This is a genomic window from Asanoa hainanensis, from assembly GCF_900188485.1.
GTDB classification, from domain to species: domain Bacteria; phylum Actinomycetota; class Actinomycetes; order Mycobacteriales; family Micromonosporaceae; genus Asanoa; species Asanoa hainanensis.
The window spans coordinates 101726-116339 of record NZ_FZPH01000014.1; the positions used below are offsets into that span (position 1 = coordinate 101726).

General features: G+C 70.4%; 14 protein-coding genes. 11 read left to right on the forward strand and 3 right to left on the reverse strand.

What is annotated here, in order from left to right:
• Positions 1 to 5 precede the first annotated feature (5 nt).
• Positions 6 to 2048 (reverse strand): transketolase, encoded by a 2043-nt coding sequence (tkt, locus tag CHC05_RS29165; RefSeq protein ID WP_218824714.1) that lies wholly within the window; start codon positions 2046 to 2048, stop codon positions 6 to 8.
• 335 nt (positions 2049 to 2383) lie between these two features.
• Between tkt and CHC05_RS29170 the strand changes: the two genes are divergently transcribed.
• Both CHC05_RS29170 and CHC05_RS29175 read left to right on the forward strand, forming a co-directional pair.
• The gene (locus CHC05_RS29170) at positions 2384 to 3322 is read left to right on the forward strand and encodes a heme o synthase (protein WP_425426859.1); all 939 of its coding nucleotides are present in this window, start codon (positions 2384 to 2386) and stop codon (positions 3320 to 3322) included.
• A 237-nt stretch (positions 3323 to 3559) separates the two neighbouring features.
• Positions 3560 to 3892 carry a hypothetical protein gene (locus tag CHC05_RS29175; protein ID WP_089253811.1) on the forward strand — a complete coding sequence of 111 codons (333 nt, stop codon included), beginning with the start codon at positions 3560 to 3562 and terminating at the stop codon, positions 3890 to 3892.
• A gap of 729 nt (positions 3893 to 4621) precedes the next feature.
• Here CHC05_RS29175 and CHC05_RS29180 read toward each other — a convergent pair.
• Complete coding sequence (locus CHC05_RS29180; protein ID WP_245871275.1) at positions 4622 to 5689, reverse strand: COX15/CtaA family protein; 1068 nt, start codon at positions 5687 to 5689, stop codon at positions 4622 to 4624.
• A gap of 142 nt (positions 5690 to 5831) precedes the next feature.
• Here CHC05_RS29180 and CHC05_RS29185 point away from each other — a divergent pair, with 142 nt between their 5' ends.
• Genes CHC05_RS29185 through CHC05_RS29220 form a run of 8 tightly spaced genes read left to right on the forward strand, consistent with a single transcriptional unit; the run spans position 5832 to position 12355 of the window.
• A complete protein-coding gene (locus tag CHC05_RS29185) occupies positions 5832 to 6548 on the forward strand; it encodes a helix-turn-helix transcriptional regulator (protein WP_089253963.1) in 717 nt (238 codons plus the stop codon).
• Positions 6545 to 7978, forward strand: a complete 1434-nt coding sequence (sufB, locus tag CHC05_RS29190) for a Fe-S cluster assembly protein SufB (RefSeq protein ID WP_089253813.1) — start codon at positions 6545 to 6547, stop codon at positions 7976 to 7978. The genes CHC05_RS29185 and sufB overlap by 4 nt, the downstream gene beginning before the upstream one ends.
• Positions 7979 to 9145 (forward strand): Fe-S cluster assembly protein SufD, encoded by a 1167-nt coding sequence (sufD, locus tag CHC05_RS29195; protein ID WP_089253814.1) that lies wholly within the window; start codon positions 7979 to 7981, stop codon positions 9143 to 9145. It abuts the gene before it with no gap.
• The gene (locus CHC05_RS29200; protein ID WP_089253815.1) at positions 9142 to 9477 is read left to right on the forward strand and encodes a non-heme iron oxygenase ferredoxin subunit; all 336 of its coding nucleotides are present in this window, start codon (positions 9142 to 9144) and stop codon (positions 9475 to 9477) included. Before sufD ends, CHC05_RS29200 begins: the two co-directional genes overlap by 4 nt.
• Positions 9474 to 10247, forward strand: coding sequence for a Fe-S cluster assembly ATPase SufC (gene sufC, locus CHC05_RS29205; RefSeq protein ID WP_089253816.1), 774 nt, complete (start codon positions 9474 to 9476; stop codon positions 10245 to 10247). The genes CHC05_RS29200 and sufC overlap by 4 nt, the downstream gene beginning before the upstream one ends.
• Before the next feature lie 25 nt (positions 10248 to 10272).
• Positions 10273 to 11550: a cysteine desulfurase gene (locus tag CHC05_RS29210; RefSeq protein ID WP_089253817.1), complete on the forward strand. Its 1278-nt coding sequence runs from the start codon at positions 10273 to 10275 to the stop codon at positions 11548 to 11550.
• Positions 11550 to 12008 carry a Fe-S cluster assembly sulfur transfer protein SufU gene (gene sufU / locus CHC05_RS29215; RefSeq protein ID WP_089253818.1) on the forward strand — a complete coding sequence of 153 codons (459 nt, stop codon included), beginning with the start codon at positions 11550 to 11552 and terminating at the stop codon, positions 12006 to 12008. The genes CHC05_RS29210 and sufU overlap by 1 nt, the downstream gene beginning before the upstream one ends.
• Positions 12005 to 12355, forward strand: a complete 351-nt coding sequence (locus CHC05_RS29220; RefSeq protein ID WP_218824710.1) for a metal-sulfur cluster assembly factor — start codon at positions 12005 to 12007, stop codon at positions 12353 to 12355. The genes sufU and CHC05_RS29220 overlap by 4 nt, the downstream gene beginning before the upstream one ends.
• Here the strand turns inward: CHC05_RS29220 and CHC05_RS29225 are convergent.
• Entirely contained in the window at positions 12325 to 13062 is a 738-nt protein-coding gene (locus tag CHC05_RS29225; protein WP_218824711.1) for a TetR/AcrR family transcriptional regulator C-terminal domain-containing protein, read from the reverse strand. The genes CHC05_RS29220 and CHC05_RS29225 overlap by 31 nt on opposite strands.
• An 87-nt stretch (positions 13063 to 13149) precedes the next feature.
• Between CHC05_RS29225 and CHC05_RS29230 the strand changes: the two genes are divergently transcribed.
• Entirely contained in the window at positions 13150 to 14595 is a 1446-nt protein-coding gene (locus CHC05_RS29230; RefSeq protein WP_089253820.1) for a DHA2 family efflux MFS transporter permease subunit, read from the forward strand.
• Positions 14596 to 14614: the final 19 nt, after the last annotated feature.

The window sequence follows — 14614 nt, forward strand, 5'->3', positions numbered from 1 at the left end:
CTCCCTCAGTTGCCCGTGGTGGTGCCGGTGATGGTGCCGACCTTCGCGAGCGAGGCGTGTGCCTTCGCCACGACGTTGTCGGCGGTGAATCCGAACTGTTCGAAGAGCACCGTGTGCGGCGCGCTGGCGCCGTAGTGCTCGATGCTGACGCTCTCGCCGAGGTCGCCGACGATGTCGCGCCAGGACATGGCGATGCCGGCCTCGACGCTGACCCGGGCCTTGACGGCGTGCGGCAGCACGCTCTGCCGGTAGGCCTCGTCCTGCGCCCGGAACCATTCCTGGCAGGGCATCGAGACGACCCGGGTCGGGGTGCCGTCGGCCTCCAGCCGCTCCTGGGCGGTCAGGCAGAGCTGCACCTCGGAGCCGGTGCCGATGAGGATCACCTCGGGCTGGCCGTTGGACGCCTCGGACAGGATGTAGCCGCCCCGGGCCACGCCGTCGGCGGGCGCGTAGCGGTCACGGTCGATCGTCGGCAGCGCCTGCCGGGTCAGCGCGAGCGCGGTGGGGCGGTCGATGTGCTCCATCGCCATGCGCCACGCCCAGGCGGTCTCGTTGGCGTCGGCCGGGCGGACCACGTCGAGGCCCGGGATGGCCCGCAGCGCGGTCAGGTGCTCGATCGGCTGGTGCGTCGGGCCGTCCTCGCCGAGGCCGATGGAGTCGTGCGTCCAGACGTACGTGACGGGCAGCTTCATCAGCGCCGCCAGCCGCACCGACGGCCGCATGTAGTCGCTGAACACCAGGAACGTGCCACCGTACGGGCGGGTCGCGCCGTGCAGCACGATGCCGTTGAGGATCGCGCCCATGCCGTGCTCGCGGATGCCGAAGTGCAGCGTCCGGCCGTACTCGTCGCCCGGGAACTCCTTGGTGGCGTGCTCGGCGGGCACGAAGGACGGCTCGCCCTTCATGGTGGTGTTGTTGCTCTCGGCCAGGTCGGCCGAGCCGCCCCAGAGCTCCGGCAGCACCGGCGCGAGGGCCTCCAGGATCTTGCCCGAGGCCGCCCGGGTCGCGATGCCCTTGGCGTCGGCCGGCCACACCGGCAGCGCGTCGGTCCACCCCGCCGGCAGCTCGCGGGCGAACAGCCGGTCGAACAGCGCGCGGCTGTCGGCGTGGTCGGCCGACCAGACGGCGAAGGCCTTGTCCCACTCGGCGTGCGCGGCCTGGCCGCGGGCGACCGCCTCGCGGGTGTGCTCGAGCACCTCGGCGGAGACCTCGAAGCTCTGGGCCGGGTCGAAGCCGAGGACCTTCTTGGTGGCGGCGACCTCGTCGGCACCGAGCGCCGAGCCGTGGATCTTGCCGGTGTTCTGCTTGTTGGGCGCGGGCCACCCGATGATCGTGCGCAGCGCGATGAACGACGGCCGGTCGGTGACGGCCTTCGCGGCCTCGATCGCCCGCCAGAGCGCCTCGGGGTCCTCGCGGTAGTCGCCCTCGTCGGCGTGGCCGCTGCGGAAGTCGACGGTCTGGACGTGCCAGCCGTACGCCGTGTAGCGGGCCGCGACGTCCTCGCTCTTGGCGATCCGGGTGTCGTCCTCGATCGAGATCTCGTTGTCGTCCCAGATCGCCACGAGGTTGCCCAACCGCTGGTGCCCGGCGAGCGCGCTCACCTCGTGGCTGATGCCCTCTTCGATGTCACCGTCGGAGACGATCGTGTAGACGTGGTGGTCGAAGAGCGGGCTCTCGGGGTCGAACAGGCCCTTCTCCCGGCGGGCGGCCATGGCCATGCCCACGGCGTTGCCGATGCCCTGGCCCAGCGGGCCGGTGGTCGTCTCGACACCCTTGGTGTGGCCGTGCTCGGGGTGGCCCGGGGTCAGCGAGCCCCACTGGCGCAGCGACCGCAGGTCTTCCAGCCCGAGGCCGTAGCCCGTCAGGTAGAGCTGGATGTAGAGCGTCAGGCTGCTGTGGCCCGCGGACAGCACGAAGCGGTCGCGGCCGACCCAGTGCGGGTCGGTCGGGTCGTGCCGCATCACCTTGTTGAACAGCAGGTACGCGGCGGGCGCGAGACTCATGGCGGTGCCGGGGTGGCCGTTGCCGGCCTTCTCGACCGCGTCCATCGCGAGGACGCGGATCGTGTCGACCGCCTTGCGGTCCAGCTCGGACCAGGTGAATGAGGCTTGCTCTGAGTTGCTGGCAGGCACGATGTATGCGCTCCTCGGCGAGTGTTTCCGGTCCCTCACCTCTGACCCTAGCGACCCGTGCTAAACACGTGCCGCCGGATCTCGCCCTGCGGCGTGTGTTGTGGGCGGACAGACACTCCTCGGGTGGTTCTCGCCGCACCGCGTCGGGTCGCCGATCAGCGCGGATACGCGCCGCGTACGCTGTCGATCGGCTTGTTGACCGTCGCCGGTCGCGGCTTGACGACGAAGCGCCGAGGAAGGTGGACACGGCCTTGAGCATGGTCACGGAGCGCCCGTCGCCGACCCTGGTGCCGGGCCCGGTCCCGGTGCCGCCGCGACGCGACCCGCTCGCCTTAGTCCGTGCCTACGTCGCGTTGACCAAGCCGCGGATCATCGAGTTGCTCCTGGTCACCACGGTGCCGGCGATGATGCTCGCGGCCGGTGGCATCCCACCGGTCGGCACGATGGTCGTGGTGCTGGTCGGTGGCACGCTGGCCGCGGGCGCCGCCAACGCCCTCAACTGCTACATCGACCGCGACATCGACCAGCTGATGCGCCGCACCAAGCGGCGCCCGCTGCCCACGCACGCCCTCGCCCCGCGCAGCGTGCTGGTGTTCGGGCTGGTGCTGGCGGTGGTCTCGGTGGGCCTGATGGCCGGGTTCACCAACTGGCTCGCCGCCGCGCTGACCGCGGGCGCGATCGCCTACTACGACCTCGTCTACACGCTCTGGCTCAAACGGACCACGCCGCAGAACACGTTCTGGGGCGGCGCCTGCGGTGCCGCTCCGGTGCTGATCGGCTGGGCGGCCGTCACCGGCGGCCTGTCGCCGCTCGCCTGGGCGCTGTTCGGGGTGGTCTTCTTCTGGCAGATGCCGCACTTCTACGCGCTGGCCATCAAATACAAGGACGACTACGCGCGCGCCGGCATCCCGATGCTGCCCGTGGTGCGCTCCGCCGCCCGGGTCAACCGCGAGATCGTGCTGTTCACCTGGCTGACCGTGGCCACCTCGGTGGCCGCCTGGCCGCTCGGGCTGGGCCCGCTCTACGGCGTCACGGCACTCGTCAGCGGCGTGTTCTTCCTCATCGAGGCGTACCGGCTGGTGGGCCGGTCGAAGCGGGGCGAACCGCTCAAGCCGATGCGGCTGTTCCACTGGTCGATCACGTACCTGACGATCGTGTGCGTCGCGGTCGCGATCGACGCGCTGCTCTGATCGGGCGCCGGCCCGATATGGGCGGTTGGGCCGTGAATCGCGGGAAAAGACCGATCTGCGCGGCGCCCACGGACGGGGGATGGCAGTTGTCCGAGATGTCATCCGAATTTAACCGGATATGTCTCGCTTTGGTCGTTCAAATTTCCTGTGGCCTCTCTTAAATCAGCCGATGACAGGAGTCACAAAACACGATCGGATGGCACGCGGATTCCGGTAGGCGTGCTTACGCTCTCCGGCATGGCAGATGGTTCCGATACGACGCTGACGACCGAACAGCCCGCCGCCACGACCCCCGAGGGTCTGGTGCACGGCATCCGGTCGTTCGCCGCCGGACACGGCGGCGCCAGGGCGGTCATCGAATACGTCGGCAAGCGTGGCGCCCGGATCGTCCTCGTCGGCGAGGACGGCACCTGGGCGGACCAGTTCGCGGATGGCACTGACGTGGCCCGTGCGGCGTGTGAGAGCGCGGGGGTCGCGATCGAGAACGAGTGGGAGCGCGAGCTCATGGACCAGATGCGGCCGAGCAACGACCTGTGGCGGTCGATGGCCCGGCGCACACTCTCGCGCTGACCCACACCACCAGAAAGCGGTTAGTTGACCACCACCACATCCACCCACGACCAGGCGGCGACCCGGGAGACATCCCGGGTCGCTCTTGTTACCTGCGATCAAATTCCTGACCTCGAGGACGACGACCGGCTGGTGCTGGCACCGCTGGCGGCCCGCGGGGTCGCCGCCGAGCCGGTCGTCTGGGACGACCCCACGGTCGACTGGGCCGCGTACGACCTCGTCGTGCTGCGGTCTCCCTGGGACTACGCCCCGCGCCACGCGGAGTTCGTCTCCTGGGCCGGCCGGCTCACCAACCTCGCCAACCCGGCCGACGTCGTCGTCTGGAACACGGACAAGCGCTACCTGAGCGAGCTGGCGGAGGCCGGCGTCCCGGTCATCCCGACGACCGTCGTCGAGCCCGGTGGTTGGTTCCTCTACGACCTGCCGACGGACGCCGTCATCAAGCCCGCCATCGGCGCCGGCAGCGTCGACGCGGGCCGCTACCGGATGCGGGAGGAGGGCACCGCGTTCAACGAGCACCTGAAGCGACTCAGCGACGCCGGCCGTACCGCCCTGATCCAGCCGTTCATGGCGGCGATCGAGGCGGCTGGTGAGACCGCGCTGGTCTACCTCAACGACGGCACCGGGCTGCGGTTCAGCCACGCCGCCCGCAAGGGCGCCATGCTCAGCGGCCCCGACGAGGGCGTCAGCGGGCTCTACAAGGAGGAGCGGATCGACCCGGCGGAGGCGTCAGCCGCGCAGCTGGCCGTCGCCGAGCGCGCCCTGGACGCCGTTCCGGGCGGCCGGGACCGGCTCCTCTACGCGCGGGTCGACCTGGTGCCCGACGACAGCGGTGCGCCCGTCCTGATCGAGCTGGAGCTCACCGAGCCCTCGCTCTTCTTCGGCACCAGCGGCGGTGCTCCCGAGCGCTTCGCCGCCGCCGTCGCCCACGCCGCGGGTTGACCAGAGCACGCTGAGCGTCGCCAGCCAGACCAGGCAGGCGCCGAGCATGTGCAGGCCGACCAGGATCTCCGGCAGCCCGGTGAAGTACTGCACGAAGCCGATCACGCCCTGGCTCAGCTCGATCGCGAGCAGGACCAGGGCGGCCCGGGCGGTGCGCCGGGCGCCGGTCGCGCGGGCGGCGAACCACACCGCCAGCGTGAGGCCGAGCAGCAGGAAGACGACGTCCGCGTGCACCTGGGAGATCGTCTCCGGGTCGAGGCCGGTGCGGTGCGCGTCGACGTCGCCGGCGTGCGGCCCCGAGCCGGTCACGATCACGCCGAGCGCGACGACGGCCAGCGAGACGACGGTCAGCACCCAGACGAGCTGCCGGAGCGGGCTGGGCACGACGGTGCGGCGCGGGCCGGGACCGTCCACGGTGCGGCGCCAGAGCGCGTACGCCGCGGCCAGCACGCCGATCGAGGCCAGGAAGTGCAGACCGACCACCCACGGGTTGAGGTTGGTGAGCACGGTGATCCCGCCCACCACACCCTGCGCGGGGATGCCCAGGAACACGCCCAGCGCCAGCCGGTTGAGCCTGCGGCTGCCGACCGTGCGCTCGCGGCGGTGGTGCACGAACGCGGCGATCAGGGTGGCCAGGGCGACCGCGCCGACCACCCAGCCGAGCATCCGGTTGCTGAACTCGATGACCCCGTGGATGCCCATCTCGCCGTTCGGCACGTACGAGGCGTCGGTGCACCGGGGCCAGGTCGGGCACCCGAGGCCGGAACCGGTCAGCCGGACGGCCCCACCGGTGACGACGATGGCGACGTTCGCGATGATGTTGGCCAGCGCCAGACGGCGGAGCAGGGGGATCACCCGCGAGATCCTACGTAACGTAGGAGAGAGATCGGCCGTCGCCCCCGCGCCGCCGCACCGAGGCGGTGATGTCGATCACTGGCGTGCCAGTTTGCTCCCAGCGGTGGAAATACGTAACGTTGTGGTAGTGAAATACGTCGCGATGCTGCCTCCGCAGGCGGAGACGACCGGTTCCCGGTCCGTCCCCGCGGATCGGCGCACCCGCGACCGCGTGCTGGCGCTCCTGCTGGAGCGGGGCACCGCCACCGCCGCCGAGCTCGGCGACGCGCTCCAGCTCAGCCCGGCCGCCATCCGCAAGCACCTCGACGCGCTGCTGACCGACGGCGACGTGGTCAGCCGGCAGCGCCCGGTGCGGGCCGGTCGGGGGCGCGGCCGCCCGGCCAAGGTCTTCACGCTCACCGACGCGGCGCGGCTGCGCTGCGGGCGCCACACCTACGACAACATGGCCACCGCCGCGATGCGGTGGATCGCCACGCACGGTGGTGAGGGCGCCGTCGACGCGTTCGCGGCCGACCAGGTGTCCGCGCTGGAGAGCCGCTGCCGCGAGGCCATGGAAGGCGCCGGCGACGACCCCATCGCGCGCGCGGAGGCACTCGCCGAGGCGCTGACCGCCGAGGGCTACGCTGCCAACGCTTCCACGATCGCCACCGGAGGGCAGCTGTGTCAGCACCACTGCCCCGTGGCCCACGTGGCGGCCGAGTTTCCCGAGCTGTGCGAGGCCGAGACGGCGGTTATTTCCCGCCTGGTCGGCACCCACGTCCAGCGTCTGGCCACCATCGCACACGGTGACGGGGTATGCACAACGCATATCCCGGCTCAGCAAGGCACCCCGACAGGAACTGTGAGGACAGATAAATGACCGAGCAGATCGTCCAACCCGTTGTGACCCAGGAGGAGCACCTCGCTGCCCTGGCCAACTACCAGTACGGGTGGGCCGACTCCGACACCGCCGGCGCCACGGCGCAGCGCGGGCTCAACGAGGCGGTGGTGCGTGACATCTCCGCCAAGAAGAACGAGCCCGAGTGGATGCTCGACCTGCGCCTCAAGGGCCTGCGGCTGTTCGGCCGCAAGCCGATGCCCGACTGGGGCGCCGACCTCGGCGGGATCGACTTCGACAACATTAAATACTTTGTGCGCTCGACGGAGAAGCAGGCGGCGAGCTGGGACGACCTGCCCGCCGACATCAAGAACACGTACGACAAGCTGGGCATCCCGGAGGCCGAGAAGCAGCGGCTGGTCGCCGGTGTGGCGGCGCAGTACGAGTCCGAGGTGGTCTACCACAAGATCCGTGAGGACCTCGAGGAGCAGGGCGTCATCTTCCTCGACACCGACACGGGCCTGCGCGAGCACCCGGAGCTGTTCAAGGAATACTTCGGCTCGGTGATCCCGGTCGGCGACAACAAGTTCGCGGCGCTCAACACCTCGGTGTGGTCGGGTGGCTCCTTCATCTACGTGCCGCCGGGCGTGCACGTGGAGATCCCGCTCCAGGCCTACTTCCGGATCAACACGGAAAACATGGGCCAGTTCGAGCGCACGCTGATCATCGTCGACGAGGGTGCCTACGTGCACTACGTCGAGGGCTGCACCGCGCCCATCTATTCGTCCGACTCGCTGCACAGCGCGGTCGTCGAGATCATCGTGAAGAAGGGCGCCCGCTGCCGTTACACGACCATCCAGAACTGGTCGAACAACGTCTACAACCTGGTCACCAAGCGCGCCGTGGCGCACGAGGGCGCGACCATGGAGTGGATCGACGGCAACATCGGCTCCAAGGTCACGATGAAATACCCCGCCGTCTGGATGATGGGCGAGCACGCCAAGGGCGAGGTGCTCTCGGTCGCGATGGCCGGCGAGGGCCAGCACCAGGACGCCGGCGCCAAGATGGTGCACGCCGCGCCGCACACCAGCAGCACTATCATCTCCAAGTCGATCGCGCGCGGCGGTGGCCGCACCTCCTACCGCGGCCTCGTGCAGGTGCTGGAGGGCTCGTCGCACTCCAAGAGCACCGTCAAGTGCGACGCGCTCCTGGTCGACACGATCTCCCGTTCCGACACGTACCCCTATGTGGACATCCGCGAGGACGACGTGGCGATGGGTCACGAGGCGACCGTCTCCAAGGTCAGCGAGGACCAGCTCTTCTACCTGATGAGCCGGGGCCTGACCGAGGACGAGGCGATGGCGATGATCGTCCGCGGCTTCATCGAGCCGATCGCCAAGGAACTCCCGATGGAATACGCCCTGGAGCTCAACCGGCTCATCGAACTGCAGATGGAAGGGGCCGTCGGCTAAATGCCCACGGAAACCGAGGTGGCGGTAACCCCGCCCAAGACGTCGAGCGTGCCCAAGACCAAGGCGCAGAGCCTGCGCTCGGCCGACGTCGCCGACTTCCCGGCCCTGACGGGCCTCGAAGAGGAGTGGCGCTTCACGCCGCTGAAGCGGATGCGCGGTCTCGCGACCGGCAACCCGGCGGCGGAGACGACCCTGCGCTTCGAGCACGACGGCCTGCCGGCCGGCATCACCGTGTCGGAGCTGGCCAAGGGCGACGAGCGGATCGGCCGCGTGCTGGTCCCGTTCGACCGGGTCAGCGCGCTCGGCTTCGGCGGCGCGACCGGTGCGACGCTGATCGCGGTCGCGCCGGAGGCCGAGGTCGCCGAGCCGGCGACGGTACGGGTGATCGGCGGCGGCGCCGGGATCGCGTACGCGCACACGGTGATCGAGGTCGGCCGCTTCGCCAAGGCGACGTTGGTCGTCGAGCAGGTCGGTTCGACCACGCTGGCCGACAACGTCGAGGTCGACGTCGCCGACGGCGCCCAGCTCACGCTGGTCACCGTGGCCGACTGGGCGTCCGACGCGGTGCAGGCCCAGCACATCAAGTTCCGGCTCGGCCGGGACGCCCGGGTCACCCACGTGCAGGTCAGCCTCGGCGGCGACCTGGTGCGGCAGTACACGAGCGTCGACTACGCGGGCCGCGGCGGCGACGCGGAGCTCTACGGGCTCTACTTCGCCGACGGCGACCAGCACCTGGAGCACCGCCAGCTCGTCGACCACAGCATCCCGGACTGCCGCAGCTACGTCGGCTACCGCGGCGCGCTGCAGGGCGACGGCGCGCACACCGTCTGGGTCGGCGACGTGCTGATCCAGGTGGCGGCGACCGGCACGGACACCTACGAGATCAACCGCAACCTGGTGCTCAGCGACGGTGCCCGCGCCGACTCGGTCCCCAACCTGGAGATCGAGACCGGCGAGATCGTCGGTGCCGGGCACGCGAGCGCGACCGGCCGGTTCGACGACGAGCAGCTGTTCTACCTGATGGCCCGGGGCATCCCGGAGACCGAGGCGCGCAAGCTGGTCGTCCGCGGCTTCTTCGCCGAGCTGCTGCAGAAGATCCCGGCCGAGTCGCTGCGCGACCGCCTCGGCGACGCCATCGAGGCCCGGCTCGCGAAGGGCCAGCAGTGAGCCTCGTCCGCCTGTGCTCCGTCGAGGACGTGCCCAAGGGCACGGCGATCCGGGCCGTCGTCGACGACCTGGAGCTCGCGGTGGTGCACGGTGAGGACGACAACTTCTACGTCGCCTACGACGAGTGCTCGCACGCCGCGGTCGCCCTGTCCGAGGGCGAGGTCGACGGCTGCACGCTCGAGTGCTGGCTGCACGGTTCCCGTTTCGACCTGCGCACCGGCGAGCCCACGGGCCTGCCGGCGACCGAACCCGTTCCTGTCTACCCAGTCGAAGTCCGTGACGGCGAGGTCTTCGTCGCCCTCACGCCGAGCAATGGAGTAATGCCCGCATGAGCGTTCTGGAGATCCGCGACCTGAGGGTCTCGGTCAAGCTGCCCGACGGCCAGCTCAAGCCGATCCTGGCGGGCGTCGACCTCACGGTCCGCGCCGGGGAGACGCACGCGATCATGGGCCCCAACGGCTCGGGTAAGTCGACGCTGGCCTACTCGATCGCCGGCCACCCGAAGTACGAGATCACCGGCGGCTCGGTGACGCTGGACGGGGCCGACGTGCTGTCGATGACCGTCGACGAGCGCGCCCGCGCCGGCCTGTTCCTCGCGATGCAGTACCCGGTCGAGGTGCCCGGCGTCTCGGTCGCCAACTTCCTGCGCACCGCGAAGACCGCGATCGACGGCGAGGCGCCGAAGCTGCGCACCTGGGCCGGCGAGCTGCGCGGCGCGATGGAGCGGCTCCAGATGGACCCGGCGTTCGCCCAGCGCAACGTCAACGAGGGCTTCTCCGGCGGTGAGAAGAAGCGGCACGAGATCGTCCAGCTCGAGCTGCTCAAGCCGAAGACGGCGATCCTCGACGAGACCGACTCCGGCCTCGACATCGACGCCCTGCGCGTGGTCAGCGAGGGCGTCAACCGGGTCCGGGAGACCGGCGAGACCGGCGTCCTGCTGATCACGCACTACACCCGGATCCTGCGCTACATCACTCCCGACTACGTGCACGTCTTCGCCGGCGGGCGGATCGTCGAAGAGGGCGGTCCGGAGCTGGCGGAGAAGCTCGAGGCCGAGGGCTACGCGCGCTACCTGGCGGAAACCGGTCCGGCCACCGCCTGATCGACGCACGAAGGGCTGCCCAGTCATGACGTCTCTCGCGATCCCGTCGACGTTCGACGTCGCCGCGTTGCGTGCCGACTTCCCGATCCTCGGTCGAGAGGTCAACGGCCACCCGCTGGTCTATCTGGACAGCGCCAACACGTCCCAGAAACCCCGCCAGGTGCTCGATGTCATGCGGGCGCACCACGAGCGGCACAACGGCAACGTGTCGCGCTCGGTGCACACGCTGGGCACCGAGGCGACGCTCGCCTACGAGGGCGCGCGCGAGAAGGTGGCGGCGTTCGTCAACGCGCCGGCCGCGTCCGAGGTGGTGTTCGGCAAGAACTCCACCGAAGCGATCAACCTGCTCGCGTACGCCTTCTCGAACGCCTCGGCGACCCCGGGGAGTGATCCCCGGTTCCGCCTCGGCCCCGGCGACGAAGTGGTGATCTCCGAGATGGAGCACCACTCCAACATCGTCCCGTGGCAGCTGCTGTGCGAGCGCACCGGCGCGACCCTGCGCTGGTTCGCGGTCACCGACGAGGGCCGGCTCGACGAGTCGGAGCTCGACACCCTGGTCAACGAGCGCACCAAGCTCGTCTCGATCGTGCACATGTCCAACATCCTGGGCACGATCAACGACCCGGCGCGGATCGTCGCCCGGGCGCACGAGGTCGGCGCGCTGGTGCTGCTCGACGGCTCGCAGTCGGTGCCGCACTTCCCGGTCGACGTGCAGGCCCTGGGTGTCGACTTCATCGCGTTCACCGGGCACAAGATGCTCGGGCCGACCGGCATCGGCGTGCTCTGGGGCCGGGCCGAGCTGCTCGAGGCGATGCCGCCGGTGCTCGGTGGCGGCTCGATGATCGAGACCGTGACGATGGAGAAGTCGACGTTCGCGCCGGCTCCGGCCCGGTTCGAGGCGGGCACCCCGCCGATCGTCGAGGCGGTCGGCCTGGGCGCCGCGATCGACTACCTGACCGACATCGGCATGGCCGCGGTGCAGGCCCACGAGCAGGAGATCACGGCGTACGCGCTGGAAGCGCTGGCTTCCGTGCCCACGCTGCGGATCTTCGGCCCGGGCGTGCCCGAGGGGCGCGGCGGCACGATCTCGTTCGCGCTGGAGGGCATCCACCCCCACGACGTCGGCCAGGTGCTCGACGACGAGGGTGTGGAGGTGCGGGTCGGCCACCACTGCGCGCGGCCGGTCTGCGTGCGCTACGGAGTGCCCGCGACCACCCGCGCGTCGTTCTACGTCTACACGACGACCGAGGAGGTCGACGCGCTCGTGCGAGGGCTCGAGCGGGTGCGAAAGGTGTTCGGCTGATGCAGTTCGACCAGCTATACCAGGAGATCATCCTGGAGCACTACAAGCGGCCGCACGGTCGCGGGCTCCGGGAGCCGTTCGGCGGTGAGGCGCACCACGTCAACCCGACCTGTGGTGACGAGGTGACGATCCGGGTCGCCGTGGCCGGCGACAAGCTGGCGGACGTCTCGTACGAGGGGATGGGCTGCTCGATCAGCCAGGCCTCGGCGAGTGTCCTGCACGACCTGCTGGCCACCCTGCCGGTCGACGAGGCGTTCAAGGTCCACGACGCGTTCGTCGAGCTGATGCAGGGTCGCGGCCAGGTCGAGCCGGACGAGGAATTGTTGGGTGACGGCGTGGCGTTCTCCGGAGTGGCACGTTATCCGGCGCGCGTGAAGTGCGCGCTGCTGCCCTGGATGGCGTTCAAGGACGCGGCGGTACGCGCCGGCGTGACGGTGGGACCCGAGGTGAAGGCATGAGTGAAGAGACCGTGAGCCCCGCGAAGGCGTCCGTCGACGTCATCGAAGAGGCGATGAAGGACGTCGTCGACCCGGAGCTCGGCATCAACGTCGTCGACCTCGGCCTGGTCTACGGCGTGCACGTCGACGAGGAGAACGTCGCCACGCTGGACATGACGCTGACGTCGGCGGCCTGCCCGCTGACCGACGTGATCGAGGACCAGACCCGCGCGGCCCTGACGACCGGCCCGGGCGGCGGCATCGTCAGCGACTTCCGGATCAACTGGGTGTGGCTGCCGCCGTGGGGCCCCGACAAGATCACCGACGAGGGTCGGGATCAGCTCCGGTCGCTCGGCTTCAACGTGTAGGTCTCCAAACTTCTGATCAACATGTCCAGGCCGAACGCGAAGCGTTCGTCGCTGTCGGCCTGGATCAGCTCGTCGACATGCTGCCGCAGGCTGGGAAACCGGTCCTGCGGCAGCGTCTTGTAGTACTCGTGGATCTCCGACAGGTGCGCCTGGAAGTGCTCGCTCGCCTCGGGTGAGTCGAGCTTGTAGCGCGAGACGATCAGCGCACCCTCGTACGAGTCGGCGGCGATGTAGAGGGACAGCCGGTCGGTGGCCAGCGCGGCCACGTTCGACGGCACCCCGCCGGCCAACATGATCGCCAGCATGCACTCGCCGACCCGCAGGGCGTGGTAGCCCACCGGGATGTTGCCCAGGCTCAGCCGGGCGATGTCGCGGTGCTGGGCGTGCGCCCGCTGGATCTCGAACGCCAGCTCCCGGATCTGGTCCTGCCAGCGTGCCGGGTCAGGCTCCGGCAGCCGCACCTCGCTGAGCACCCGCTCCCGGACCAGGTCGAGCAGCTCCTCCTTGTTGGCGACGTGCGCGTAGAGCGACGCCGCGCCCGTGTGCAGCTCGTCGGCGACCCGCCGCATGCTCACCGCGTCGAGCCCTTCGGTGTCGAGCACCTTCAGCGCCGCGTCGACGATCTTGTCGGCGGTCAGCGGCTCACGGCTCGGCGCGGCCGGCCGGCGGGGCTTCTTCCAGGGCGGAGTCGGGAGGACCTCGGTCACGTCGAACATCGTACTTGACGCGAACACTGTTCGAGCGTAGAACAGTGTTCGTCCAGGTTCGAACGCTGTTCGCTTTCGGGAGTGCCGATGTCCGTCGCCGCCACCGCCGCTGTAGCGGCGCCCACCGCCGACCCACCCGCGTACCGCTGGCGCTGGGTCGCCCTGTTCGCGATCCTCACCGCCGAGGTCATGGACCTGCTGGACGCGCTGGTCACGACCATCGCGGGCCCGACCATCCGGGCCGACCTCGGCGCGCCCGAGAGCACCATCCAGTGGCTCGCCGCCGGCTACACGCTGGCCATGGCGGTCGGCCTGGTCACCGGCGGCCGCCTGGGCGACCTCTACGGCCGCCGCCGGATGTTCCTGGTCGGCACGGGCGGCTTCGTCGCGGCCTCGCTGCTGTGCGCCGTCGCCCAGGGCGAGGGGACGCTGGTCACCGCCCGGGTCCTGCAGGGCCTGTTCGGCGCCGTCCTGCTGCCGCAGGGCCTCGGTCTGATCAAGGAGATGTTCCCGCCGAGCCAGGTCGGCGCCGCGTTCGGCCTGTTCGGGCCGGTGATGGGCCTGTCGGCGGTCGGTGGCCCGATCCTCGCCGGCTGGCTGGTCGACGCCGACCTGTTCGGCCTCGGCTGGCGCATGATCTTCCTGGTCAACCTGCCGATCGGGCTGCTCGGCCTGGTGCTCGCGCTGCGCTTCCTGCCGGCGTCCCGGGACACCGCTTCGCCCCGGCTCGACCTCGTGGGCGTCGGCCTGGTATCGGCCGCGATGTTCCTGCTGGTCTACCCGATCGTCCAGGGCCGCGAGCTGGGCTGGCCGGCCTGGACGTTCGCCTCGATGGCTGCGGCGTTGGGGATCTTCGGCCTGTTCGGCTGGTACGAGGTCCGCCGCCAACGCCGCGGGCTCGACCCGCTGGTGGTCCCGACCCTGTTCCGCAAGCGGGCCTTCACCGGTGGCCTGGTGGCGGGCACGGCCTACTTCGCCGGCATGCTGGGCTTCTCGCTGACCCTGAGCCTCTACCTGCAGCTCGGCCTCGGCTTCTCGCCCCTGCGCACGGGCCTGACCACCGTGCCGCAGGCGATCGGCGTGGTCGCCGGCTTCGGCCTGTCGGCCGCCGGCGGGTTCGCCCGGAAGCACGGCCGGGTGGCGCTCCAGGCCGGCGTGACCGTGATGGCGCTGGCGGTGCTCGCCTTCCTCGCCACGGTGCACCTCTCGGCGGAGGTGTCGTCGTGGCGGCTGGCCCCGGCCCTCGCCCTGTTCGGCATCGGCATGGGCCTCGCGATGGCGCCGTTCTTCGACATCATCCTGGCCGGCGTCTCGCCCGGGGAGAGCGGCTCGGCCTCCGGCGCCCTCAACGCGGCCCAGCAGTTCGCCGGCGCGCTCGGCGTGGCCACCCTCGGCACCCTGTTCTTCAACCGCGCCACCGGCCCGGCCGGCGTCCCGGGCGCGATCGAGTCGGTGCTCTGGGCGGTGACCGGCCTGCTGGCCCTGACCTTCGCGCTGAGCTTCCTGCTGCCCCGGGTCGCCCGGCCGGAGTGATGAGTTGTCGCGCCCGCGG

Bases quoted from the DNA above. Each gene is read 5' to 3' on its own strand.
- tkt (WP_218824714.1), bottom strand. From the start codon at position 2,048: ATGGACGCGGTCGAGAAGGCCGGCAACGGCCACCCCGGCACCGCCATG.
- CHC05_RS29175 (WP_089253811.1), top strand. From the start codon at position 3,560: ATGGCAGATGGTTCCGATACGACGCTGACGACCGAACAGCCCGCCGCC.
- CHC05_RS29185 (WP_089253963.1), top strand. From the start codon at position 5,832: ATGCTGCCTCCGCAGGCGGAGACGACCGGTTCCCGGTCCGTCCCCGCG.
- sufB (WP_089253813.1), top strand. From the start codon at position 6,545: ATGACCGAGCAGATCGTCCAACCCGTTGTGACCCAGGAGGAGCACCTC.
- sufD (WP_089253814.1), top strand. From the start codon at position 7,979: ATGCCCACGGAAACCGAGGTGGCGGTAACCCCGCCCAAGACGTCGAGC.
- sufC (WP_089253816.1), top strand. From the start codon at position 9,474: ATGAGCGTTCTGGAGATCCGCGACCTGAGGGTCTCGGTCAAGCTGCCC.
- CHC05_RS29210 (WP_089253817.1), top strand. From the start codon at position 10,273: ATGACGTCTCTCGCGATCCCGTCGACGTTCGACGTCGCCGCGTTGCGT.
- sufU (WP_089253818.1), top strand. From the start codon at position 11,550: ATGCAGTTCGACCAGCTATACCAGGAGATCATCCTGGAGCACTACAAG.
- CHC05_RS29220 (WP_218824710.1), top strand. From the start codon at position 12,005: ATGAGTGAAGAGACCGTGAGCCCCGCGAAGGCGTCCGTCGACGTCATC.
- CHC05_RS29230 (WP_089253820.1), top strand. From the start codon at position 13,150: ATGTCCGTCGCCGCCACCGCCGCTGTAGCGGCGCCCACCGCCGACCCA.